This is a genomic window from Actinopolymorpha sp. B9G3, assembly GCF_040120725.1.
Classification (GTDB): domain Bacteria; phylum Actinomycetota; class Actinomycetes; order Propionibacteriales; family Actinopolymorphaceae; genus Thermasporomyces.
In genome coordinates this window covers 273984-298236 of the sequence record NZ_JBEEAB010000007.1, presented here as the reverse complement: position 1 = coordinate 298236, position 24253 = coordinate 273984, and the positions used below count along the sequence as shown (strand labels likewise).

The 24253-nt window shown below is 69.4% G+C and carries 22 protein-coding genes; 14 read left to right on the top strand and 8 right to left on the bottom strand.

Annotated elements, in window-relative coordinates; translation table 11 throughout:
* Window positions 1-18 precede the first annotated feature (18 nt).
* The 10 genes from ABNF93_RS15510 (at window position 19) to ABNF93_RS15465 (ending at window position 11374) form a co-directional block, all read left to right on the top strand.
* Window positions 19-210 (top strand): GNAT family N-acetyltransferase, encoded by a 192-nt coding sequence (locus tag ABNF93_RS15510; protein ID WP_349328760.1) that lies wholly within the window; start codon window positions 19-21, stop codon window positions 208-210.
* A 199-nt stretch (window positions 211-409) separates the two neighbouring features.
* On the top strand, window positions 410-1327 hold the full coding sequence (locus ABNF93_RS15505) for an RNA polymerase sigma-70 factor (protein WP_349328759.1): 918 nt from the start codon (window positions 410-412) through the stop codon (window positions 1325-1327).
* Between the two features lie 313 nt (window positions 1328-1640).
* On the top strand, window positions 1641-2777 hold the full coding sequence (locus ABNF93_RS15500) for a glycosyltransferase (protein WP_349328758.1): 1137 nt from the start codon (window positions 1641-1643) through the stop codon (window positions 2775-2777).
* 240 nt (window positions 2778-3017) lie between these two features.
* Complete coding sequence (locus tag ABNF93_RS15495) at window positions 3018-3401, top strand: DoxX family protein (RefSeq protein ID WP_349328757.1); 384 nt, start codon at window positions 3018-3020, stop codon at window positions 3399-3401.
* Window positions 3402-3653: 252 nt separating this feature from the next.
* Entirely contained in the window at window positions 3654-4889 is a 1236-nt protein-coding gene (locus tag ABNF93_RS15490; protein ID WP_349328756.1) for an NAD(P)/FAD-dependent oxidoreductase, read from the top strand.
* 19 nt (window positions 4890-4908) lie between these two features.
* The gene (locus ABNF93_RS15485) at window positions 4909-5538 is read left to right on the top strand and encodes a hypothetical protein (RefSeq protein ID WP_349328755.1); all 630 of its coding nucleotides are present in this window, start codon (window positions 4909-4911) and stop codon (window positions 5536-5538) included.
* Between the two features lie 321 nt (window positions 5539-5859).
* Window positions 5860-6141, top strand: a complete 282-nt coding sequence (locus tag ABNF93_RS15480) for a heavy-metal-associated domain-containing protein (protein ID WP_349328754.1) — start codon at window positions 5860-5862, stop codon at window positions 6139-6141.
* Between the two features lie 53 nt (window positions 6142-6194).
* Window positions 6195-7643, top strand: coding sequence for an MFS transporter (locus tag ABNF93_RS15475; protein ID WP_349328753.1), 1449 nt, complete (start codon window positions 6195-6197; stop codon window positions 7641-7643).
* Between the two features lie 102 nt (window positions 7644-7745).
* On the top strand, window positions 7746-7958 hold the full coding sequence (locus tag ABNF93_RS15470) for a heavy-metal-associated domain-containing protein (RefSeq protein WP_349328752.1): 213 nt from the start codon (window positions 7746-7748) through the stop codon (window positions 7956-7958).
* A 212-nt stretch (window positions 7959-8170) separates the two neighbouring features.
* On the top strand, window positions 8171-11374 hold the full coding sequence (locus ABNF93_RS15465; protein ID WP_349328751.1) for an AfsR/SARP family transcriptional regulator: 3204 nt from the start codon (window positions 8171-8173) through the stop codon (window positions 11372-11374).
* A 471-nt stretch (window positions 11375-11845) separates the two neighbouring features.
* Here the strand turns inward: ABNF93_RS15465 and ABNF93_RS15460 are convergent, their stop codons facing one another.
* Both ABNF93_RS15460 and ABNF93_RS15455 read right to left on the bottom strand, forming a co-directional pair.
* Window positions 11846-12571, bottom strand: a complete 726-nt coding sequence (locus ABNF93_RS15460; protein WP_349328750.1) for a P-loop NTPase family protein — start codon at window positions 12569-12571, stop codon at window positions 11846-11848.
* Between the two features lie 96 nt (window positions 12572-12667).
* The gene (locus ABNF93_RS15455) at window positions 12668-12973 is read right to left on the bottom strand and encodes a hypothetical protein (protein WP_349328749.1); all 306 of its coding nucleotides are present in this window, start codon (window positions 12971-12973) and stop codon (window positions 12668-12670) included.
* A gap of 278 nt (window positions 12974-13251) precedes the next feature.
* Here ABNF93_RS15455 and ABNF93_RS15450 point away from each other — a divergent pair, with 278 nt between their 5' ends.
* On the top strand, window positions 13252-13626 hold the full coding sequence (locus ABNF93_RS15450; protein ID WP_349328748.1) for a hypothetical protein: 375 nt from the start codon (window positions 13252-13254) through the stop codon (window positions 13624-13626).
* A 160-nt stretch (window positions 13627-13786) separates the two neighbouring features.
* Here ABNF93_RS15450 and ABNF93_RS15445 read toward each other — a convergent pair whose 3' ends face one another.
* Window positions 13787-14566 carry a class I SAM-dependent methyltransferase gene (locus ABNF93_RS15445; protein ID WP_349328747.1) on the bottom strand — a complete coding sequence of 260 codons (780 nt, stop codon included), beginning with the start codon at window positions 14564-14566 and terminating at the stop codon, window positions 13787-13789.
* 117 nt (window positions 14567-14683) lie between these two features.
* Window positions 14684-15541, bottom strand: a complete 858-nt coding sequence (locus ABNF93_RS15440) for a phosphotransferase enzyme family protein (RefSeq protein WP_349328746.1) — start codon at window positions 15539-15541, stop codon at window positions 14684-14686.
* Window positions 15542-16063: 522 nt separating this feature from the next.
* Between ABNF93_RS15440 and ABNF93_RS15435 the strand changes: the two genes are divergently transcribed.
* Window positions 16064-17038 (top strand): Gfo/Idh/MocA family protein, encoded by a 975-nt coding sequence (locus tag ABNF93_RS15435; protein WP_349328745.1) that lies wholly within the window; start codon window positions 16064-16066, stop codon window positions 17036-17038.
* 10 nt (window positions 17039-17048) lie between these two features.
* Here the strand turns inward: ABNF93_RS15435 and ABNF93_RS15430 are convergent, their stop codons facing one another.
* A complete protein-coding gene (locus tag ABNF93_RS15430; protein WP_349328743.1) occupies window positions 17049-17960 on the bottom strand; it encodes a cobalamin-binding protein in 912 nt (303 codons plus the stop codon).
* Entirely contained in the window at window positions 17936-19537 is a 1602-nt protein-coding gene (locus ABNF93_RS15425; protein WP_349328742.1) for a glycosyltransferase family 2 protein, read from the bottom strand. The genes ABNF93_RS15430 and ABNF93_RS15425 overlap by 25 nt, the downstream gene beginning before the upstream one ends.
* Window positions 19538-19636: 99 nt before the next feature.
* On the opposite strand from ABNF93_RS15425, the gene ABNF93_RS15420 reads away from it, so the two are divergent.
* Together ABNF93_RS15420 and ABNF93_RS15415 are read left to right on the top strand one after the other, a co-directional pair.
* Complete coding sequence (locus ABNF93_RS15420; protein ID WP_349328740.1) at window positions 19637-20686, top strand: Gfo/Idh/MocA family protein; 1050 nt, start codon at window positions 19637-19639, stop codon at window positions 20684-20686.
* A complete protein-coding gene (locus tag ABNF93_RS15415) occupies window positions 20683-21750 on the top strand; it encodes a Gfo/Idh/MocA family protein (protein ID WP_349328738.1) in 1068 nt (355 codons plus the stop codon). Before ABNF93_RS15420 ends, ABNF93_RS15415 begins: the two co-directional genes overlap by 4 nt.
* Before the next feature lie 30 nt (window positions 21751-21780).
* On the opposite strand, the gene ABNF93_RS15410 is transcribed toward ABNF93_RS15415, so the two are convergent.
* Both ABNF93_RS15410 and ABNF93_RS15405 read right to left on the bottom strand, forming a co-directional pair.
* Window positions 21781-22761 (bottom strand): NAD(P)-dependent oxidoreductase, encoded by a 981-nt coding sequence (locus ABNF93_RS15410; RefSeq protein ID WP_349328773.1) that lies wholly within the window; start codon window positions 22759-22761, stop codon window positions 21781-21783.
* Between the two features lie 11 nt (window positions 22762-22772).
* Window positions 22773-24227, bottom strand: a complete 1455-nt coding sequence (locus ABNF93_RS15405) for an NAD-dependent succinate-semialdehyde dehydrogenase (protein WP_349328737.1) — start codon at window positions 24225-24227, stop codon at window positions 22773-22775.
* Window positions 24228-24253 lie beyond the last annotated feature (26 nt).

The following is a 24253-nucleotide window of genomic DNA, read 5'->3' as shown; positions in this document are numbered from 1 at the left end:
CTGGGCTTCCTCCGCGAGGTGACAGAGAACCAGGTCGTCGAGACCGATCGGTTGCTGATCAAGGGGTACCGCGCCGATGATGTCGAACCACTGCTCGCCTACTACTCGATCCCGGCGGTGGCCAGACATCTGATCCATGGTCCGCGGGATCGAGCAAGGGCCGAGGAACAGGTTGGACGCACGCAACGTTGCATCAGCGCGGCTGTGTGAGCGCCTCGGGATGCAGCGCGAAGCGCATCTTCGAAAGGACCAGTGGGTTAAGGGGGAATGGGCCGACGTTCCCGGGTCGTAACCCAGAGTCACGCCAGCTTCCACGGGGAGCGCGAGGGCGGCTGGGTTGGACGCTGCGCTACCCATCCTGGCGACAGGGCTTCAAGGAAGAACTGACGATGCATCGAGAGGAGATGCCGTGAGCCGGACCGAGGAGTTCGAAGAGCTCAGGCCCCTGATGTTCTCCCTCGCCTACCGCCTGCTGGGCAGCGTGGCCGAGGTGGAGGACGTGATGCAAGAGGCGTGGTTGCGTTACCAGTCGACCCCGACTCAGCCCCGGTCGCCCAAGGCATTCCTGTCCGCTGTGGTCACCAGGATCTCGATCGATGTGCTCCGCTCCGCTCGCGTCCGGCGGGAGCAGTACGTCGGGGTGTGGTTGCCCGAGCCCTTGCTCACCGACCCTTACGAGGATCCGGCCAGGTCCGCGGAACTGGCGGACTCGGTGTCCATGGCGGCTTTGTTGCTGCTCGAACGGCTGACACCTCTCGAACGCGCAGTGTTCGTGTTGCGGGACGTTTTCGCCTACGACTACGCCGATGTGGCAGTGACGGTCGGCCGATCAGAGGCGGCCTGCCGCCAGCTACTGGTGAGAGCTCGCCGTCACATGGAGAGCGGACGACCACGGTTCGAGGCGGACCGGCGGGCGCGGGAGGAGCTGGCCGCCCGGTTCTTCCGTGCGTTCCGCAACGGCGACGTCGACGGACTGAGGGAAGTGCTCGCCGCAGACGTCCAACTGGTGGGCGACGCGGGAGGCAAGGCGCCCGCACTGGGTCGGGCAGTGGTCGGCGTGGACAAGGTCGCGCGCGTCCTCGCGTCGCTCTTCCCCAGGCTCGATCGGGTCGACGCCACCCTGGAACAGTGCGAGGTGAATGGTCAGCCCGGCGCGATCCTGCGGGACCGCGAGGGCAAGGTGGCCTTCACGTTGGCCCTGGACGTGCTGGGAGGGCAGATCCAGGCCATCCGATCGGTCGGCAACCCCGAGAAGCTTGGACATATAGGCCCCGTTGCGGACGCTTGGGCCCTTCAGCGCGAGTTCAGGCAGGCTCGCGACGACTGAGTCCCGAAAGCGATTGCGGCGCCGGGCCCCGACTTCGCCCACAACCCTGATCTCAGGTTTGCCCGCTCACGTCCCGGTCGTTGACTTGGGTGAGAACGACCGCGTGCTCGACGCGGCGGAGGTGATCGACGCCGCAACGATCGGGGGCCCGCGTGACGCCGCGCAGATCACAACCTGATCGAACCAGCGGAGCAGCGGAAAGTGCAGGCTTCCTCTCCACCTCACCCCTCGAGCGCACCGGGCCGCTGCACGCACCAGGTCGGCCCTGACGTTTCCAGCCGAAGCCAGACAAAACGAAGACGGGAGTGACGAGATGCGCGTGTTGTTGTCGACGTATGGGTCCAGAGGAGATGTCGAACCTATCGTGGCTCTCGCGGTGCAGTTGCAGGCTCTCGGCGCAGAGGTGCGCATGTGCGCACCCCCCGACGATGAGTTCATCGAGCTGTTGGCCCGCGAAGGCGTGCAGCTGGTGCCCTTCGACAGACCTTGGCGCTCGTGGGAGCGACCGCCCACTGCCGAGGAGCGCGGACAGCGCGTGACCGACTTCATCGCCGCGCAGTATGAAACGGTCGCAGCGACGGCCGCAGGATGCGACATGATCGTGGCAACCGCCATGTCCCAGTTCGTCGGGCCTTCGGTGGCGGAAAAGCTGGGCATCCCGTACCGATACGCGCTCTTCTCCCCAGGCGTGCTGGATGGCCTGGATGGCCAGGGCTTCAACGAGTTGTTCGGTGAGCCCATCAATACCCACCGGGCCTCGATCGACCTGCGACCGGTTGGCGACGTCGGCAAGTTCATGTTCACCGCCCGACCGTTGCTGGCTGCCGACCCGATCCTTGGCCCGTGGCGTGCGTCTCAGAGCTTCGATGCCATGCAGACCGGCGCCTGGATCCTGCCCGACGAGCGCCCGCTCCCGGCCGAGTTGCTGACGTTCCTGGACGCCGGCGAACAGCCGGTCTATGCCGGGTTCGGCAGCATGCGAACGGTCTGTGAGGACACCGCGCGGGCGGCCATCGGGGCGATCCGTGCGCACGACCACCGCGTGCTTGTTGGCCGCGGGTGGGCGGGCCTGGATCTGATCGACGACCAGGACGATTGCTTCGTCATCGGAGAGGTCAACCAGCAAGAACTGTTCGAGCGGGTGGCTGCCGTTGTTCACCACGGTGGCGCAGGCACAACGGTCACGGCGGCCCGCGCCGGCGCGCCGCAGGTGGTGGTGCCCCAAGGAGGCGACCAGATCTACTGGGCCGGACGTGCGACCGAGCTCGGCATCGGCGCTGCTCACGACGGTCCGGCGCCGACCGTCCAGTCCCTCTCGGCCGTGCTCGGGACGGCCCTGAGCCCTCAGACCCGCGCACGAGCGACCGCGGTGGCCGCGGAGATTCGTATCGACGGAGCGAAGAGGGCCGCGGAGCTACTGCTCGCCGGAGACGCAGCCGAACGACCGTGAGCCTGTGACCACGCCAGGTTGCGTCGCTGCGGCCTCGCGGTGCTCGACCGTGACCTGGCAGCGGGGGCGCCGGTGTCTATGTCACAAAGGACCGACCTCCCTCGTCCTAGAGCACGAGTGTGAGACCTGCTGCCGCGGGCGAGCACTCACAGACTGCTCCGGTCACCCAAGCCGTCCACCCAGGCCCTGTTGCACCTGAGCCGAGTCGTGCCAGAAGCAGAAACTCTCGAGGGGAACTCCATGAACACCATTCTCTGGATCGCGGCCGGCCTCTTGTCGCTGGTCGCCCTTACCGGCGGCTTCGCGAAGACCTTCATTCCCAAGGAGAGGCTGGCACGCCAAGAAGGAGGGGCGTGGACTCGCGGTGCCAGTCCCGCCTTCGTGAAAACCCTCGGCGTGCTGGAACTGCTCGCCGCGGTCGGCCTCATTCTCCCGGCCCTGGTGGACGTCGCGCCCGTGATGGTGCCGGTCACGGCGGTGTGTTGGGTTGCCCTGATGATTGGGGCGATGATCACCCACGCACGTCTCGGCCAGTTCAAGCTGGTGATGCTGAATGTCGTCTACGTGGTGCTCGCTGTTTTCATCGCGGTTGGCCGGTTCGGACCCGAGGCCTTCACGGCCTGACGGCTACTTCCACCGAGCGTCGACTCGCGGGCATTCAGGTACCACATCCGCGGGTCGACGTGGTGCGTACGGCGTGCGGGCAGCAAACCTCTCGGTGCTCAGCCCAGCGGTGGACGTGCCCGGCGGGCGCCCGACAACCCGTCCGAAAGATGCCGCGGACCCTGCTCGCGCGAACAGGTCTGGGCCGTGAGCCGGGCCCTCGACCAAACCGACCTCGCGCCCGCGAGGTCGACGGATCCCGAAGGAGGAGCAGTGTCACAGATCGTGGTCGTCGGCGGGGGTTTCGCGGCCGTGTGGAGCGCGGCTGCCGCGGCCCGGCGCCGGGCCGAGGCCGGGCGCAGGGAGGACGAGATCGCCATCACCGTCATCGCCCCGTCGCCGGAGATGGTCATTCGGCCCCGGCTTTATGAGGAGAACCCGTCATCGATGACAGTGTTGCTGGACGACGTGCTCAGTCCGATCGGCGTACGGCGGGCGCAGGGCACCGTCCGGGCCGTCGATCCCGACCGTCATCTGGTCGTCGTAGAGGTCGATGGCGACACGACCGAGATGTCGTACGACCGGCTCGTGCTCGCGACCGGCAGCAGGCTGGTCCCACCTCCGTCGGTGCCCGGCGCGGACCTCATGCACGACGTCGACACGCGAGATGCCGCTGCCGACCTGGAGCGGCACCTCGACAACAGACACCTCTCGGACGGCCCGGGTCGGTTCAGAGCGGTTGTGGTGGGCTCGGGCTTCGTCGGTCTTGAGGTGGCTACTGAGTTGGTGGATCGCTTGGGTCGCCGCGCGGCTGCGGTGGGCGCGCGGGACGAGCTGTGGGTGTGGCTCGTCGAACGGGCCGACGTCGTGGCGCCCGAGCTCGGCGAGGGGCCCCGAGACCAGGTCCTGGCGGGACTGGCCGGCGCCGGCGTCGACCTGGTGCTGGGCTCGACAGTCGCGTCGATGAACGCGCAGCAAGTGACACTCGCGGACGGTCGCGAACTGTCGGCAGAAACGGTGGTCTGGACGGGTGGCATGCGGGCGCACGGGCCGATCGAGAGCCTAGCCGGAGACCGCGACGTACTTGGACGCCTTGAGGTGGACGCGCGCATGTTCGTGGTGGGCGTGCCGGACCTGCTCGCCGCGGGAGACGTAGCCTCAGTTGAGGTCGCGCCGGGACGACTGGCGCCCCAGAGCTGTCAGTACGCGCATCAGCACGGGAAGCATGCCGGGCACAACGCGGTGGCGGACCTGCTCGGGCTGCCGCTCCTGGACTTCAACGGGGATCCGTACGTCACGGTTGTCGACCTCGGATCCGCGGGTGCCGTCTACACCGAGGGTTTCGACCGGCAAGTACGCGCCGTCGGGAAGTCGGCGAAGGATGTGAAGCGCATGGTCAACACTCAGCTCATCTATCCTCCGACGAAGGACGCCGACGTCATCCTCACCGCGGCAGACCACCTGAGCGAGTCGCGGCCGGTCAAGCCGGTGCCGGTGGAGGGACCCTGAAGTGGAGGAGCTACCCCAATTGACCGACGGTGCTGTCCCCGGTCCTGAGATCGAGGCGGTGCGGACCACCGCCGCCGCCGAATTCGCACCTGCAGGACCGCCACCGCCTACCCGACTCGTGATCACCGTGGGTGTCCTGGTGGCGGTCTGGTGCGCGATCTTCGCGGGCATAAGCATCTGGTTCGAGCTGACCGACAAGTTCGCTACGGGTCCCCACGCAGCCGATGCCGACGCTCTATCGGTGGTGAACTGGTACGTCGCCGTTGTGAAGCTGGTCGGCGTGGCTGCGGCCGTGCTCGCTCTCCGTCCGCCACACAAACATGTCGGGCCAAGGGCCGTCGGCATGGTCCTGTGGGCGGCGTTTTCGACGGTGACGATCTACGTTGCGGGCAGCCTGGCCCAAGCGGGGGCCATGCTTGCTGGCGTCGCTGGTGATGGCGACCGCCTCGACGCATCGTCGATTGGTTACGTGATCGCGTTCCTGCTCGCCGCCGTGGGGTTCGGGATTCTCGCTGTGTCGTACTCCCGGCGCATGAGCCTCGGCAGGCGCGAACTCATCCTCGGAGTCTGCGCGGCGCCACTTGTGCTGGGCAGCATCCTCATCGTCCTGCCTTCGCTACTCAGGGCCGCAGGGCTGCTGTCGGCCTGACAGGCTCGGCGATGTGCCACCTGGCGACACCACCTGAAGTAGGGACACGCGATGCCGACGCGAGTCAGCGCAAGTCGTTTGTGGGCTTAGCTACTTCCATAGGGTCGTCCAATGCCGGCCGAGGTTGCCGTCCCCCGTCCGGACGCTGTCCGTGCGCGCCGCCGCTGACAGCGGACGCCGCGGTCATGGCGCCCGCGGCAGCGGTGGGGGAAGCGGAGTTTCTCACTCGCCCACCGTCCTCCGTCGGTCCGCGGACAGCCGTCGGACAGGGCCGGGGCGCACGCTGGGGCAGAAGCACCCGCACGCGAAGGAGAGCCCGACATGCGGACCATGATCCTGGTGGTCGGTGGCATGCGCTGCCGACGTTGCGTCCGGGAGGTCACCGCCCGGCTCCGCGACGTCGCCGGTGTCGACACCGTGATCGCCGACACGGCGAGCTCGCGGGTCGAGCTCGCCGGCACAATGACCGAGCGCGACGTCCTCCGGGCGTTCGTCGGTCTCGCGTACCCGGTTCAGCTCCTCCACGGACCCGACGCTGCGGCGGGACGTGATCGCGTCACCGCCGACAGGCAGCAGACAGCGACAGGACAGCCGTCCTCGTGAGTCTCCTCCCGACAGCCGACGTCGGCTGGTCCATCACGAGAGAAGGGCACACCATGTCTTCCACATCCTCGCCCGCGAGGACCGCGAGCAGCCGACGCTGGCTGGCTCTCGGGCTGATTGCCGCGGCTCAGTTCATGGTCATCATGGACACCTCGATCATCGGGGTCGCACTGCCCGAGATGCAGGCCGACCTCGGCTTCACCCCCGAGGGCCTCAGTTGGGTCTTCAACGCCTACGTCGTTGCGTTCGGCGGGCTGCTGCTGCTCGGCGGGCGCCTCTCCGACCTCTTCGGCGCCCGCCGGATCTTCAGCATCGGCTGGGGAATCCTGGCCGCGGGCTCGCTGCTGGCCGGCCTGGCCGACGGCGCGGTCCTCGAACTGGCCGGTCGGGCGGTCCAAGGGGTCGGTTCCGCGCTCATCGCGCCGGCCGCGCTGACCCTGCTGTTCACCATCTTCGGGGCCAAGCCCTCGGAGCTGACCAAGGCACTCGCGCTGTACGGCGCTGCGGCACCGGCCGGCGGCACCGCCGGGGTGTTCCTTGGTGGGATCCTGACCGAGTACGCGAGTTGGCCCTGGGTCTTCTTCGTCAACCTGCCGCTGGCCGCCGTTGTACTCCTGCTCACGCCCTCGGTGATGCCCGGGGGCATGACCCGACGGGGCTCGCTCGACCTCGCTGGTGCCATCACCGTGACGGCCGGACTGGCGGCGCTCGTCTTCGCCATCGTCCGGGCGCCGCAGGTCGGCTCGACGTCTGCGTCCACCCTGGTTGTTGGGGTGACCGGCCTCGCGCTGCTTGCCCTGTTTGTGCTCATCCAGGCCCGCCGCCAGGAGCCGCTGATGCGGCTGGGCATCTTCAAGGCGCCCAACCTCGCTGCGGCGAACGTCGCGCAGTTCATGCTGGGCGCTGCCTGGATCCCGATGTTCTTCTTCGTCAACCTCTACCTCCAGCAGGTCATCGGGCTCGGTGCCTTCGCCAGCGGCGCGGCGCTGCTGCCCCTGACCGTCACGATCATGGTCGGGATGATCGGCGTCGCCCCCCGGTTGATCGCCCGATTCGGTCCGAAGGCCATGACTGTTTCCGGCCTCGCGACCCTGTCGGTCGGCCTGGTGTGGCTCTCGTTCATCCAGCCCCAAGGGAGCTTCGCTGGGGACGTCCTCCCGGCGTCACTCGTGACGGCTGCCGGCATGGCGTTGGCGTTCATCCCGTCGCTCGGACTGGCGCTGACCTCGGCGGCTCCGGAGGAGGGCGGCCTCGCGTCCGGCATCGTCAGCACCAACTACCAGATCGGCTCGGCGCTGGGACTGGCCCTGATGACCGCCGTCGCGTCAGCTTTCGGCGCCGATCGGGTGGGTGACGCGGTCTCGCAGACCGAGGGCTTCTCGGCCGGGCTGCTGGGCGCTGCGGCGATTGCTGGGCTGGGGGCTCTCCTGGCGATGGCGTGGCTGCGCCCGCAGGCGCCGTCGCCCCAGGACGTGCAGGAGACGACCGGAGTAGCTGCTTGACCATGCACGCCCCGATCGACCGATTCCTCGGCGGCCACCCGGTTTGCCGAGCACCAACCGGGCCGGCCGTCACCGCCCGCGACCGCAAAGGAAGGCACCACCATGTGCAGCACTGTCGAGACCTACCCCGTCGCCGGCATGACCTGTGGCCATTGCGCCAGCTCCGTCATCGCTGGGCTCGAAGCGGTCCCGGGCGTGTGCCAGGTGGACGTCGACCTGCCCTCGGGCAATGTTCGCGTCACGTCGGCCGAGCCCCTCACCACCGACCTGGTCCGCGCGGCCGTCGAAGGGGCAGGTTTCTCGCTGGCCGTCTGAGCCCGCGCCCCGGCGGAGGGCACCCCCTCCGCTGAGGACGTTTCGGCCTGAGATCGATCCGCGATGTCACCGCGGGTCGCTCTTCGCCGGCGGGAGAAACCACGCCCGGACGGCCGCGCTGACCCCGTGGCCGTCCGCCGCGTGTAGCTGGGTGTTTGCTCCAGCGTCGGCGCTGCGACACCATGACGCGACGGGGTGACGAGGAGAGAGCCGTGGACGTCCGCTTCCGGCTGCTGGGTCCGATGGAGATCACGGTCCAGGGGCGCCCGGTGGTGCTGCCCGGTGCGGCCGAGCGCTCGGTCATGGTCCAGCTGCTGCTCTCACCCGGCCGGACGATCCCGGCGACCATGCTCGTCGACCGGCTCTGGTCGGAGTCGTCCCTGCCGGCCGACCCGATGAACGCGCTGCAGATCCGGGTTTCGAAACTGCGGCGCAGCCTGAAGGCGATCGGACTGCCGGAGGCGGTCACGCGCGAGGGCGTGGGCTACCGCGCTGACGTCGATCCCCGGTCGGTCGACGCGGTGGACTTCGTGATCCGCGTGCGCGAGGCGAGGGCGCGCGCCGCGGCTGGTCCGGACGGGGCCGACGACGCAACCCTCGCAGCGTACGACGAGGCTCTGGCCCTGTGGCGCGGCGACCCCCTCAGTGACTTCGTCGCCGAGCACTGGGCGACCGCCGAGGCCGCCAGGTACGCCGAGGTCAGGCTGGGCGCGCTCACCGAGCGTGCCCAGATCGCGCTGGCGCTTGGCCGCCACCAGGAGGTCGTCGCAGATCTCGAGCCCCTGGTCGCACACGACCCAACCCTCGAGTCGCTCACCGGGCTGCTCATGGTCGCCCTGTACCGCGGCGGACGGCAGGCGGACGCCCTCGAGGCATACCGCCGCACCCGCGACGTCCTCGACGAGTCCTTGGGCCTCGAGCCGTCGCTCACGCTGCGGTCCCTGCACGAACGGGTCCTGCGGCAGGACGAGGCGCTCGGCGCACAGCCCGACCTGACGCCCGCGCCGGTCGCGGTTTCCAGCACCCGGAGCTGGGTGGAGGCGGGGACCGCCTCGCCGACGAACCTGCCGACGGTGGTGCGTCCGCTGATCGGCCGTGATGCCCAGCTCGACTCCCTGATCGAGCTCGTCCGCGGCTCGCGCCTGCTGTCGCTGATCGGACCCGGCGGTGCGGGCAAGACCTCCCTCGCCCTCGCTGCCGTGGTGCGCACCTCCGGCGCCTTCTCTGACGGGGCCTTCGGGGTCCGCCTCGCCTCGGTCGACACTCCCGACCAGGTGCCGCTGGCGGTGGCCGACGCCCTCGGTGTGCCCCTCGACGGGGCAGCGGCGGACCGGGATGTCCGTGAGCGGCTGATCTCGTATCTGATGCGACGCCGGATCCTGCTGCTGGTCGACAATTGCGAGCACGTCATCGACGCCGCGGCCGGCCTCATCGACGACATCCTGGGTCGGTGCCCGGAGGTGACGATCCTGGCGACCAGCCGTGAAGCGCTCGCCGTCCCCGACGAGGTGCAGGTCACCGTAGGCCCCTTGGACACGCCGCCCGCCGGCGTGCCGGCCGGCAGGGTGCTGGAGTACCCGGCCGCCCAACTCTTCATGGAGCGTGCCCGGTCGGTCCGGCCGGGAACGGTCTTCGGGAACGATGACCTCGTGGCCGTTGGCCGGATCAGCCGTGCGCTCGACGGCATCCCCCTGGCGCTCGAGCTCGCGGGCGTCCGAGTCGCGACGATGTCACCCGCCGAGATCGCTGACCGTCTGGACCAGCGGTTCGCGTTGCTCACGACCGGCGCGCGCACGGCCGAGGCTCGACAGCAGACGCTGCGCGCGACCGTCGACTGGAGCTACGCGTTGCTCACCGAGCGTGAGCAGCGGGTGTTCAATCGGCTCGCCGTCTTCCAGGGCGGGTGGACCCTGACCGCATCCGAGGCGGTCGTCAGTGACGCTGGCCTCCCAGTAGGGGAGGTGCTCGACACCATCGGGCGTCTGGTCGAACGGTCGATGGTCGTGGTCGAACGGGGCGCCACGACCCGCTACCGGATGCTGGAGACCTTGCGGCAGTACGCTGCCGAGCGGCTGCTCTCTGCCGGTGAGCAGGAGGCCGTCGCCCAGCAGCACGCGAGGTACTTCCGCGACTTCGTGCAGGAGGCCGAGCCGCAGCTGCGCGGCCACGGCCAGCGCGACACGTTCAGGCGGCTGCGCGACGAGCAGCCCAACATCACGGCCGCCCTCGCCTGGCTGGCCGGCCCGGGTCGGGACCTCGACTCGGCCCTCGACACAGCTGGGGCCCTCGGCCTCTTCTGGCACCTCGGGCGCCACCTGGAGGGCCGGGAGGTCCTGTCCCGGCTGCTCGCCTCGGGCAACGGAAGCCCTCCCGCGCGGGCGCACGCCCTCCAGGCGGTGTCGCTGGTGGAGCGGCCACGCGCCTGTCTCGTCCATCCCAGCCGGCGCTGCGCAGAGGCCGCGCAGGAGAGCCTGACGATCTTCGAGGACCTCGGGGATGCCTCCCGTGCCGCTCTGTCGCGCGTCCTGCTGGCCGTCGAGGGCGTGACCGGTCAGGATCGCGATCGGGCCGAGTCCCTGCTGCAGGAAGCGGTGGAGCAGTTCGAGGAGGACGGTGATTCGTGGGGCGCGGGCGTGATCGGCTTCGTGCGGATGGAGACCGCTCTCAAGACCGGCGACGAGGCCAGGGCGGTCCCGCTCGGGCGCGCGACCGCTGCCGTGTTCCGGCTGCTCGACGATCCGTGGGGCCTGTCGGCGATCCTCTACCACCTCGGCTGGGGCCTGCGGCAGTTCGGACGCTACGACGAGGGCGCGCGTGTGCTCGAGGAGGCAATCGACGTGGCGGCCGGGGCCGGGCTCCAGAACACAGTGCAGTGGGCGTTGGCCGACCTCGCGATCACCCGCCTCCACCTGGGCGATAAGGAGGCCGCACGGGATCTTCTCGAGCGGGCGAGCGCCGCATCCGAACACGTCGGGGACGGAGCCGGAGCGGTTCTCGCGAGCTATGGCTACGGGCTCCTCGCGCAGGTCGGAGGACAGTGGGACCAGGCCCGGGCCCGGTTCATGGAGGCGTACGCCGGCTTCGGCGAGCTCGGCACCCCGGTGTCCCAAGGACTGGCTCTCGCCGGGCTGGCCCGGTGCGACCAGGCTGCGGGCGACGCGGCGGCCGCCGGCGCGCGGTACGAGGAGTTGCTCGAGCTCGGCCGGCGGGTGGGGGAACCGGGTCTGACCAGCACTGCACTGGAGGGCCTGTGCCGGCTGGCCGTCGACCGCGGGGACCACACGCTCGCCGCCACCCTGTACGACGAGGCGACCGAGCTGCGCGCGAGCTCGGCTCGGCCGTCGGCGCCGCACGAGCTCCGTGACCTCGAGGGGGTTGTCGGCGGACTCGCGACGGCTCGCGGTCCGCGGAGCTGAGCTCCCGCAGCGGCACGGGTGAACCATCCTGCTGGGACGAGACGGGTCGGGGTCTCCACGGCCGGCTAGTGCAGAAGGGCGCGGGTTTCCACGACCTGGGCGAACTTGCCGTGCAGGTTCGCGGCACTGACCTGTGCCAGCTCGTCGGCCCGGAACTGCCGACCATCGGGACCGAGGCGGTCAAAGGTGTGCGGGCCGGCATCGAGCCCGGACTCGGCCAGAGTCCTTGCGTAGCCGCACGATCTGTTCGACGACGTGGTCCGGGATCGCGGTCGGTGAGGACTCAGGCCGTCGGGACCGAGGCCCGAACGCGGCCTGGCCCTCGACCTTGTAACGGGTCAGGAGCTTGGAGACCCACCCCTTCGACACCCGACACATGATCAAGGCCCGCCAACCCGGGCAAAAGCCCAGGTCAGCGGGCCACTTCTGCTAGAGCCAGAGTCGCCCGTTCTCTCTACACCGCTCGGAGCCCTATCTTGTTCCGGGCGTGGACGGTAGCGCTGTGGGCCGGTCGAGCCCCAGAGCATCCAACGCCTGCTCCAGGACCTCGGCGGCCGATGCCATCGCGTCCAGCTCGATGATCGGCCAGCCTGCCGACCGCATGGCCGTGAGCTCCTGTTCCCTCAGTGCGCCCAGCTGATCTCGCGACCACGCCGCGATCCGCTCGGCGATGCTTCCGGTGGTGTGACCCGCGTCGCTGGCGATGCGAGCGTAGCGCTTCGCCCAGACGTCACCGCGTTGGGCAAGCGCGCGTTCGGTCGCCGTCCGTACGTCACCGACCAGGTCCAGGAGGACGGGATCCATGTCGTCTGCGAGCTCGCGTACGTCCAGGCAGAGTCGCGTGAGCCGACCGTGGTCCCGCATGGCCCACGGAAGGTCGGCCGCCATGCCTGCGCAGTCCCAGTCGAACACGCCCCAGGCGCTCGTGGACCGGAAGCCGTCGAAGATCCGCGCATACGTGGGCAGGAATCGCTCGGGTGTCGGAAACTCCCTGCTGCGGAAGGCTTCCGCGACGTCGGCGAAGTCGGCTCGGGTGAAGATCTGGTGCTCGCCGAACAGGTCGACGGTCGCACCTGCTTCCTCGAGTCTGTGTGCGAGCCCTTCGGCGAGGGTCGACTTGCCGACGCCCGCACAGGATCCGGAGAGCATGACCAGGCGCGGCCCCGTCCGGTCGCGGGTGTCGAACTCCGAGTTCATCCGGACACTGTGGCAAAACCAGACTCGATTCGTCACCAGGTTTGCCGCACGGGCGCCTCGTCGAGGTAGGTACTGGACTGCAGTTGTTCCCGTTGCTTAGCAGCGGGCGAACTCGCAGACCTCGGGGTCAGGCGGGTCGACGGTCGAGCGAACTCGGTGCGCAGTGCGTCCATGGTGTGCACGCTCCCAGGTGTTCGGCTTGCCACCTCGGTGGAGCAGGGCAGCGACGATCGCCAACAGCCACGCTTCGGCGTCGTAGTCGAAGTCAGGCTCACCGGTGTGGTCCTCGCAGGTGAAGTCGAGCACGATGAACTCGGCGGCGGTCCAGTCGCTCAACTGGTCGTCGACGCAGTAGTCCTCGACGACATCGGAATCGAGCAGAGCACATGGCAGGCGGAACATCACCCGGTGTGCCCCAGTTAGTCACGGACAGGTGCGCGTCGTCATAGCGCTCCATCAACTGGTTCGGATCACCGCGGAAGTTGCCCTCCCGATCATGTTCAGATGGTCTCCTCAAGCGTGCTCTCCCAACGGCCGCTGTCGAACCACCGAGTCTGCCCAGCGGCTGACCCGATAGCCCCATGCCAAAGAGGGTGATCGGTCGGTTCCTGGCTGGGCCAACCAGACGAACTGAGCCAACCGGTCCAGCTCACTCCACACAGCGAGTACTCTCGATCGCGATGGAGGAGAACAAGGCACGCCGCGTCGTCGACGCCCTACGCGATCGTGGCACAGACGCCGACCTGGCCCGGGTTGGCCTCTACCAGTTCGGGGTCAGCGTCAAGCTCTCCGATGGTCGTGAGGCGACGTGGGACTCCGACGGCACGGCCGCGCTCGAAGCCCAGGTGATGCGCGATGGCGTACTGGTCGGGTACGTCCCTGCTATCGAAGGCTCCGAGACCTACACCGAGCAGCAGATCATCGACGCAATCCTCCGGACCGATTACGACAAGCCGATCGCCTCACAGCGGCCCACCGCGCCCCGGCCCGCCCCGCCCCTGCCCCGAAAAGGCGGGCTCTTCCGCCGGTTCATCGACGGCTTCCGGTACCGCTGAGGGAGAGGCAACTCGCCCTACGACGGTGGACGGCTGAGTGCCCAAGCCCGCAAACGCAGGGCCGCCGCGGAGTCACGAGCTTCACCCGACGTCCACTCATTGTCGGCTTTGGCAGACGCCCGGTCACGCGGCGGAGGGGGTCACTCATGCGATGGATCGGTCATCCTGCGTCGATGCGGCGTGCTTTCCAGACCTCTTCGCTTGGCCACTGGTGTGCCCAGTCCAGGTCAACGTAGTCGAACTCGGTCGGGGCGTTCTGCGCTGGCCGAACCTCTTGCAGGTCTTCGACGACAAAGCCGCACTGGCGTAGCAGCTGGATCATGGGACCGTGCGGCAGGTGAAAGGTAACGGCGCCGTTCGAATGTTCGATCCGGGACAGCCCGAACTGAGGTCGCCGGAGCACTCTGTCGGCTCGTCCCTCGTCGGGCATGCACAGGACGAGCAACTCCGAACTGCGCAGGAAGACCAGCTCACCACCAGGACGGAGAAGTCGAGCGGCCTCGGGAATCCACCTGTAGGGGTCACACCATGCAGCAGCGCCGTGCTCGCTTATGGCTAGGTCGAAGCTTGAGTCCGGATATGGAACCTGCTCAGCATTGCCATGCAGCAGCGGGAAATGGACGTTGAACTCATTCTGCATGGCGCGGGCCGCAGCCAGCTGTCGCTCAGAGTTGTCGATCCCGACGGGTTGCCCACCGGACCGGGCGATCCATGAGGAGACGTACGCCGTGCCGCAGCCGAGCTCGACCACGTCTTTACCGGCGAGGTCGGAGGGAAGGAGGGGCAGGTCGGTCTGCGGTACCGCCCAGATACCCCAGTGTGGATCGGCGGCCCACTGCTTTCGTGCCCGCGCAGCGAACCCCGCGCTGAGCTCTGAATCCCACACCTCTCGGTTGCGACGCGCGTGCTCCGGCAATTCGTCGGCACTCCGGTCAGCCATACGGTCAACCCCATCGTGGGCACTTGCCGACAGCAACCGGTTTTACCTGCTGATCAGGTTTTCGCACGGCTCTGGGACGTCTGCAAACCGCCGTGAGATTGCCGTCGAGGGCGCCAGTTACGTGCAGAACGGATGGAACAACTCGAGGTCGCGCTCGAGTCTGGCGATGCGCTGGAACCCCCAGGTTTCCACGCCTGGCCGATCTGTCTCGCCCAGGACGCGAGCCGCCATGTCGCGCAACGCTCGCGCCAGGAGGGCGTACTCGATGTGATCCAGGTCGAGGTCGCGAGCGCCGTACTCAGCGAGGAACGACTCCGTGTTCGTGCTTTCCGCCGCGATCCACAGGTCGTGTTCCCGAGGACCGAGGACGGCCTGTTCCCAGTCCAGCATGGCCACGACCTCGCCGTCGTCGACGATGAGGTTGGAGCCGCCGAAATCCCGGTGGCAGACAACGTGCCGCACGGCCTTCAGGCTCGCTCGGTCGATCGTTCGTTCCAGTCGGAGGATGCTGTCGGCCACTTCGCGTCGGCGGTCCTTGATCCACCCATGGTCGAGCCGCTCTCTCAGCTGCCAGATCTCCGGCTCGTCCATCGTGCTTCGCGGCAGGCGGATGCCGTCGAGTTCGTGGACACGTCTCAGAGCCCGTGCCGTCTCGCGCCAATCATCACCGTGACACCTCCGCCCCTGGACGAACGGGAAGAGCGCGTACGGCCTCGCACCCAACGTCGCGTAGAGCTCGCCGGTGACGGTCGGAACCGGCGCTGGTACGGGCAGGCCAGCAGCGCCGAGATCGTTCAGTAGATCCAGACGGGCGGGCGGCGCACTGCCTCGCCACACCTTGACGAACCACAAGCCGTCGGCGACCCAGCAGTCGCTCTCGAACCCACCGGGATGCGGGTGGAGTTCAGTGGCGACGAGCCCGTAGTCGCGCGCAAGGTCCGGCGGCTGAGTATGCATCGGCGGCGGGAGGGTCACGACACCATGGTAGGAAGGTGCACCTGTCCGGCCGGAAATCACCTATCGAGGTCCTGGTGGGTTCGCCCGACCTGTGCTGCACCGACATGCCCCGGTGCGGTGCGTGGTCGTGTCGCATGGGTCGATTCGGGAACGAGGTCACCAGTCCCCGTCGCGCTCGTGCCTGTGGGCCATCGGAGTGGTGCTGGTACGGGTGGCGCTGCCGCTGTCGTGGCCCGGCTTCCTCACCATCGCGCTCACGACGGCACTGGCGGCCTACAACGAGTTCCTGCTCGCGGTGACCTTTCATCCAGAGCCCCGAGTACCTTCCGGTGGCCACCGGATTCTTCTCGTTCCAGCAGGGGTTCAGCCAGATCTACCTGATCGGGGCGGCAGGATTGATGATGCTCATGCCGATGTTGATCGTGTTCCTCGCCCTGCAGCCGCAGGTTCGTCGAGGGCATCACCGCCTCCGCCCTCGGCGGCATCTGAGTCCGCGCGCGGGTTTGCGAGGACGGCGAACCGGCTGGCACGCTGCCCGTCATGGCGACGATTCGATGGGGCATCATCGGCTGCGGCGATGTCACTGAGGTCAAGAGCGGGCCGGCCTTCCAGCGGGCCGACAACTCCTGCCTGGTCGCGGTGATGCGCAGGACCGGCTCGCTCGCCGAGGACTACGCCCGGCGGCACGGCGTACCGCGGTGGCATGACGACGCGGACGCGATCATCCACGCCGACGACATCGACGCGGTGTACGTCGCCACCCACCCCAACTCCCACCACGAGTACGTCCTGCGCTGCGCCGAAGCCGGCAAGCCCGTCTACGTCGAGAAGCCCATGGCCATCGACCACGAGGAATGCCTGGACATGATCGCGGCATGCCGGTCGGCGGGCGTACCGCTGTGGGTGGGCTACTACCGGCGGGAGCTGCCGCGGTTCACCGCGGTCGAGAAACTGCTGGGAGAAGGCGTGATCGGTGAGATCTATGCCGTACGTACCGAACGGTATGCCCGGCCCTCCGGCTCCACCGCAGGTCCCGCGCCGTGGCAGCTGGACCCCAGCCTGTCCAAGGGCGGTGTGTTCTTCGACAGCGCGTGTCACACGCTGGACTTCCTCGACCTGCTCCTCGGCCCGGTCGTCGAGGTCAGCGGGGCCACCAACCGGAGCCGGGCGAACGACGTCGTGGACACGATCTGCGCGACGTTCCGGTACGAGAGCGGGGTCCTTGGCAGCGGATTGTGGTGCTACGCCTCCGACGGTGACGAGGACACGACCGTGATCGTCGGTTCGAAAGGTCAGCTGGCCTTCTCGACCTCGAGGCCGGTCCCGCTCCGGCTGACCTGCGACGGCGAGCAGCGGGAGCTACCGATCGCGGACCCTCCGCACGTCCACCAGCCGCTCGTGCAGACGATCGTGGACGAGCTGAACGGTACGGGCCGGTGCCGGAGCACGGGGGAGACCGGCGCGCGCACGGCGTGGGTGATGGACCAGTTGCTCGGCCGCCGGAGTTGCGCCTGAGGATTCCCCGTCAGGCGATTCGGCGGGCCAGGCGGGTGTCCAGCGGCACCCCGGCGTCCGGGTGCAGGATCGCCGCGAGCGCTTCCACCCCGTCGACCAGACGCGGGCCGGGTCGCGCGAAAGAGGCGTTCGCGTCCACGGCCCACACCGGCAGCCCCGGTGGCAGCCGCCCGCTGGTGACGACGGCCTCCGCCAGCGGTACGGACCCGGCGAGGTCGAACCCGCAGGGCGCGCACACGATCACCTCCGGAGCGGACGCCGCGACCTCCTGCCAGGTGATGCGTTCGGACCGCTTCCCTGCCGTCCCGATGACCGGTGTCCCGCCTGCGGTGGTGACCATCTCGGGTACCCAGTGCCCCGGCGCGAACGGCGGATCGGTCCACTCGAGAACCATCGTCGGGACGGGCGGCCGGTCGCGTACGGCTGTCGCTACGGCGTCGAGGCGGGTGCGGAGGCCGGCGAGGAGGCGTACCGCAGCCGCCTCACACCCCACCGCGCGGCCGAGAAGGGTGACCGAGTTGAGCACCTGACCGAGGTCCTGCGGGTCGAGGGTGAGGACGTCGGCGCGGCTGCCGAGGTAGGCCAGGGCGTCGTCGACGACGGAGACGTCGACCGCACACACCGCGCACAGGTCCTGCGTCACCACCAGGTCGGCGTCGAGGTCGCGCAACGCTCCCTCGTCGAGGTGGTAGAGGTCCTCGCCGGCCGCCATCCGCGCCGACACCAGGGCGTCGATCTCCGCCGGTGGCAGCCCCTCCGGCAGTGCGCTGGTCGAGACGACCCGGCGGGTCCGGGCCTGCGGCGGGTGGTCGCATTCGAACGTCACACCCACCACGTCGTCGCCGGCGCCGAGCGCGAACAGGATCTCCGTAGCAGACGGCAGCAACGACACGACCCTCATGCCGGACTCTGGGCTCCCCACTCTTCCGACGCTACGCCACGTCGGGACGGCTTCCGGCAAATCCGGAGGCTGAGGTTGCCGAGCGCCGTCCAGTACGGCTCGACGGTCCGGTCAGGCCCGCTCCCGTCGTCGGCCAGAATGCGCTTGTCCGCGGGCGGGCGGTCTGGCCAGGTGGTCGGCCGGGCCAGCCGCCGTTGGGGACCCCATCCGCAGGTCTCGGCGCGGACGAAGCAGTCCCAGACGCCCGGGTCGAGCGGCCGGCCCAGCTTCGCGGTACGCGCGTCGAGCCGCGCTGTGGCCCGCAGCCGGATGCGTTCGACGGAACCTTCGCCGTCGGGGACGAGGTGGCTGCGGGTCGGCAGCGGGTAGGCGCCCCTGTCCTCGCGGTTCTGTACGTAGACGTCGAGACGGCTGTCCGCGATCAGGTCGGTCACGTCGTACGCGTTGTCGGGCAGCGTGGTCCGCAGGCGGCACGGCGGGATCCAGTGCAGCCGACCACCAGTACGCCGGAGGGTCACCGGCCTGCCGTCCGCGTACACCAGGCGGGCGCTCGCCCGCACGACGAGGTCCGTGCCGTCCCAGTCGACATCGTCGAGGGCCGCGACGATGGTGAGTCCGCATTCCGCGGCCGCCAGCCTGGTGATGGCGCCGTACGCACCGGCTCGCAACAACCGCGACCGCACCCGCATCGACACCGGCAGGAACCTGTCGACACCGACGGCAAAGCGTTCGTCGGCCAGCCGGCGGATCTCGCGATGGTGGACGTACCGGCTCCACCGCAGCGGCAGGTTGGCGAGCGAGTGCCCAGTAATGAGGCGGAGCATCTTGGCGTGGTACCACGACGCGTACATCCGGTCCCGGTCGTCGCCCGGCGAGGTGTGCGCGTCGACGATGTCCAGGACCTCGCGCAACGCCCGGTAGTACGCCACCGGGTCGAAGCGGCGCGCGGAGTGGTGGGCACGGCGCGGCAGCTTGACCCAGTGGCAGCACACGTCGTCGGCGAGCACGCTGATCGTCCTTGCCAGGAAGTACGCACGAACGACCATCCGGTGGTCTTCCAACCAGGCCGGACCTTCGGGAAACCGCAGGCCATGCTCGCGCAGGAAAGCCGTCCGGAACAGCTTGTGCGGTGTGAGGAAGCCGAGAAGCCGGTCGGCCAGGATGTCGGCGCGGTCGCGTGAGCGGGTGAACATGCTTGCCGGCACGCCTCTGCCGCCGTGGCCGACGACCTTGCCGATGACGATGTCGGAGCCGCAGCGGACCGCCATGGCGTGCAGTCGTTCGAGGGCGTTCGGGGCGAGCCAGTCGTCCTGGTCGAGGAAGTAGATGTACTCCCCGCGGGCGTTGTCGGCGCCGACGTTGCGCGGCCTGCCTGGACCGCCGCTCCTGCTGAGGTGGAGGACGCGAATGTGGGCGTGCTCGGCGGCGAGACCGTCGAGACGTTGCGACGTTCCGTCGGTCGAACCGTCGTCGACGAACACCACGTCGTACGCATGCGGCGCGAGCGTCTGCCCGAGCACGGACTGCAGGCACGCGTCCAGACAGGTACGCGCGTTGAAGACCGGCACGACAACGGTGACCTTCACATCCCCCGACATGGACGATGAACTACCCCGGGTGGCATCCGGCAATCCACCCTCGACGCTCCGTGTCCCGGCGAGGAAGCCAGGCGGCCGGCGGTACGCCAGACTGAGCGCATGACGAGCACTGACGAGAATGGCACCGCGGTGACGTTCGGAGTCGTGGGCCTCGACCACGGCCACGTGGTCAGCCTGGTCCTCGGACTGCTGGGCGCGGGCGCTGAGTGCGCGGGCTACTGGAGCGAGACCGACACCCCCTGGACCGACGTCGTCGCCCAACAGGCACCGTACCTCCCGCGGGTCTCCGAGTCTGCCGAGCTGCTGGAGAATCCTGCCATTGACCTGATCGTCACCGCGGCCGTACCGGCGCGCCGCGCCGAGATCGCCGTCGAAGCGTTGCGGCACGGCAAGGACGTCGTGGCCGACAAGCCGGGAGCGATCACCCTCGACCAGCTGGCGCAGGTCCGCGTCGCGGTCGCCGAGAGCGGTCGGTTCTGGTCGGTGGCCTTCTCCGAACGCACGGCATCGCGGGCCACGCTCCATGCCCGGCGACTGATCGAGGACGGCGCGATCGGGCAGGTCGTCCAGACCATTGGACTCGGCCCCCACCACCTGCGTCCGCAGACCCGGCCGGCATGGACCTTCGACCCTGCGCTGGCCGGCGGGATCCTCGCCGACCTCGCCTCCCATCAGGTCGACCAGTTCCTGTACCTCACCGGTTCGACGTCGGCGGAGGTCGTCTCGTCGTCGGTCGGCAACTTCGCACATCCCGACCGGCCGGGGTTCGAGGACTTCGGCGAGATGCTCCTGCGCAGTGACCACGCGCAGGGTTACGCCCGCGTCGACTGGTACACCCCGGACGGGCTCGGCGTCTGGGGCGACGTCCGGCTCACGATCCTGGGCACCGAAGGCTACATCGAGATCCGCAAGAACATCGACCTCGGCGGCGCCCGCGAAGGTGGCGACCATCTCTTCCTGGTCGACGGCCAGGGCACGCGTCACCTGGAAAGCTTCGACGTCGAACTGCCCTACTTCCGCGCTGTCGTCGACGACGTCCGGCATCGCCGCACGCCGTTGACCGCGATCCCGCAGGACCTGGTTCTCACGGCGACCGAGCTCGCGCTCACGGCCCAGAGCGACGCGGCCAGGTTGGGGAACCTCCGGTGAAGCGCCGCCTCCGGGTCGCGATCATCGGCGCGGGCGTCGGTGCCGAGCACCTGGTCGGTTACCTGCTGAATCCGCGTGCGTACGACGTCACCACGATCTGCGACCTCGACCGGCAGCGCGGCGAGGGCCTGGCTGGCATGGTGTCGACGGCGCGATCGGCGACAGACGTCGACCAGGTCCTGGCCGATCCCACGATCGACCTGGTGTCGGTGTGCACCCCGCCGTTCACCCATCTCGACCTTGCCCTGCGCGCGCTCGAGGCGGGCAAGCATGTGGTCGTCGAGAAACCCGTCGCGGCGTCGCCGGCCGAGGTCGACCAGCTGGCGGCCGCGGGGACGGCGGCGGGGCGGGTGGTGGTCCCGGTGTTCCAGTACCGCTTCGCGCGGGGGCCGCGGCTGCTGCGGCGGCTGATCGCCGCTGACCTGGCGGGCCCTCCGGTCGCCGCCTCGCTCGAGGTGCACTGGGACCGCGGCGCCGACTACTACGCGGTGCCGTGGCGGGGCCGGCGGGAGACCGAGCTCGGTGGAACGGTGATGAGCCACCTGATCCATGCCCACGACCTGTTGACCTACCTCGCGGGCCCGGTCGTCCGCGTCCAGGCCGAGGTCGCGACGCTCGTCCATCAGGTCGAGGTCGAGGACACCGCCGCGGTGACGATGCGCCTCGAAAACGGCGCCCTCGTGTCGTCATCGGCGACGATCGGCGCGGCGGGCAACACCAGTCGCTACCGGTTCGTCTTCGCCGGCCTCACCGCACAGAGCGGTACGGCACCCTATGCGCCGGGTGAGGACCCCTGGACCTTCACGGCACGCGATCCCGCCCGGCAAGGTGAGCTCGACGCCCTCGTCAAGACAGGTGACCGTCCCCGCCGGAACGGCTTCGCGGGCTTGTTCGAGGCGCTTGCGCCAGCCCTGTCCGGCGATGCGGACCCACCGGTGAGCCTTGCCGACGCGCACGCAGCGATCTCACTCGCCGCGGCGGTCTACCACTCCGCGCGGACATCCTCGGGCGTCGATCTGCCGTTGTCGCCGGACCATCCCGCGTACCAGACTCGAGGCGAGTGACACCGGGAAGCCGTGGATCGCCTCGGCCCCTCAGCGGGCGGCCCAGTCCGTGACCCGACGCACGGCGCCGACGGCGTCCGGTGCGCCTTCACCCCGCAGCAGCGCACGCAGGTTCGCGATGAGCGCGTGGGCAATCCGATTCTGGCTCTGCCGGGTGATCCCCGCGACATGTGGTGACAGGACGAGGTTCGGCGCGTCGTCCAGCGGTCCGGGACCTGGTGGCTCGGTGGCGCGGACGTCGAGCGCGGCACCCGCGAGCTGGCGACGGTGAAGCGCCGAGGCGAGCGCCTCCTCGTCGACGGTCTCACCGCGCCCGACGTTGACCAGGAGGCAGGTCGGCCGCAGCCGCGCCAGCAGATCCTCACCGACGATCCCGCGGGTGCCGTCATCAGCGGGAAGGTGGATGCTCAGGACGTCGGCGGTCGCGGCGACCTCGGCGAGGTCGCAGAGTTCGATGCCGGCCCGCTCCGCCGTAGCGGAGTCGATGAACGGATCGTACGCACGAATGTGCATGTCCAGCCCTCGGGCGAGCCGGGCAACCGCCCGGGCGGTGGCTCCCGCGCCGAGCAGCCCCCAGACGCCGCCGCCGATTTCGCTGCCCGGCGTACGTTCCCACCGTCCGTCCCGGATCGAGGTGTCATGTCGGACGAGGTCACGGGCGAGGCAGAGGGCGAGCGCGAGCGTGTGTTCGGCGACGCTCTGTGCGTTCGCCGAACGGGGCGAGACGACGACGACCCCCCGCGCGTCGGCGGCGTCGAGGTCGATGTTGTCCAGTCCGACACCGGCCCGTAGCAGGACCCGCAGGTGGGGTGCGCTGTCCATCAGCGCGGCGTCGACCCGGGTCCGGTTGCGGATCGCGAGCGCCCGTGCGGCCCTGGACGCGAAGCGGAGCGCGTCTCGGTCGGACCAGGCGTCCGGGCGGCGCAACACCGGATGTTCGGCCGCGAAGGCGTCGAAGGGCTCGCCCCAGACGTCCTCGACGACGGCCAGGGCGTAGTCGGGTGGTGGCATCCTCACCTGCGCTAGATGTTGACCGCGACGTAGCGGGTCTGCTGGAACTCCTCCAGGCCGTGTGGGCCGCCTTCGCGGCCGAGGCCGCTCTGCTTGACGCCACCCAGGGGTGCGTACGCCACCGAAGGCAAGGGTGTGTTGACGCCGACGATTCCGGCCTCGAGACATTCCGGTATCCGCTCGGCCCGGCCGAGGTCGCGGGTGTAGACGTAGGCCGCGAGGCCCATCTCGGTCGCGTTCGCGCGGGCGAGCAGGTCCTCGTCGCTTTCGAACCCGAAGACCCCTGCCACCGGGCCGAAGACCTCGGAGCGCGCGAGAGCCACGTGGTCGGGTACGTCGACGAGGAGCGCCGGTGGGGCGTAGGTCCCGGACCGGGGGAGCGGGAAGTCGTGCCTGGTCGTGCGCCGCGCACCTGCACTCAGCGCCTCGTCGACGATCCCGTTGACGGCGTTGACGCGGGCCTCGTCGATCAGCGGCCCCAGGGTGGGAGCCGGAGTGCCTAGCGGGTCGCCGACGGTCAGCTCGTCGATCGCGGCGGTGAGTCGGTCGACGAACTCTGTACGGACGCGGTCGTGAACGAGGAACCGGTTGGCCGCGATGCAGGACTGCCCGTTGTTCCTGAACTTCGCCACCATCGCCCCCGCCACCGCCTGGTCGAGGTCGGCGTCGTCGAAGACCACGAACGGCGCGTCCCCACCGAGTTCGAGGGCGGGACGCACGATGCGCTCCGAGGCGAGTCGCATGACCCGGCGCCCGACCTCGGTCGATCCGGTGAAGGAGACCACGCGGACGGCGGGGTGCGCCAGCAGAGCCTCGGTGACCTCCGCCGCCGCACCGTGGACGAGGTTCACCACGCCAGGTGGGAATCCGGCGGCGACGAGGCAGCGGAACATCTTCGCGACGGCGAGCGGTGCCTTCTCCGACGGGCGCGACACCACTGTGCATCCAGCGGCGAGGGCGGGAGCGACCTTGCGGGCCTGGATGGAGACAGGGAAGTTCCAGGGGGTCAGGCACGCGACGACGCCAGCGGGACGGCGGAACGTGCGCTGCCGACGGTCCGGTGCCTCGGGAGTCAGGACCTCGCCCTGCGGGTCGCGGGCGCGCTCGGCGAAGTAGCGGAAGTACTCCGCGGCGAACCGGATCTCGGCGACCGCCTCGGCCAGCAGCTTGCCGGTCTCGAGGCAGAGCAGCCGCCCGATCGGCTCGGCGTCCGCGTGCAGGAACTCGGCGCACCGGGCGAGGACCTCGGCCCGTTCGCGTCCCGTCGTACGACTCCATGATCCGAACGCATCGGCGGCAGCGTCGCCGGCGGCACGGGCTTCGCGTGCGCCGCCGTAGCCGATCGTGGCCACCACCGATCCGTCGGCGGGGTTGCGCACCTCACGCGGGTCGGGCGAGTCGGTCCACCTGCCCGCGATCAGGGTCTTCTCGGCATCGCGTGCCGGAGTGGTCGCTGCCGTCACCATGGCTCGGACTCCTGACCCCAGAGGTC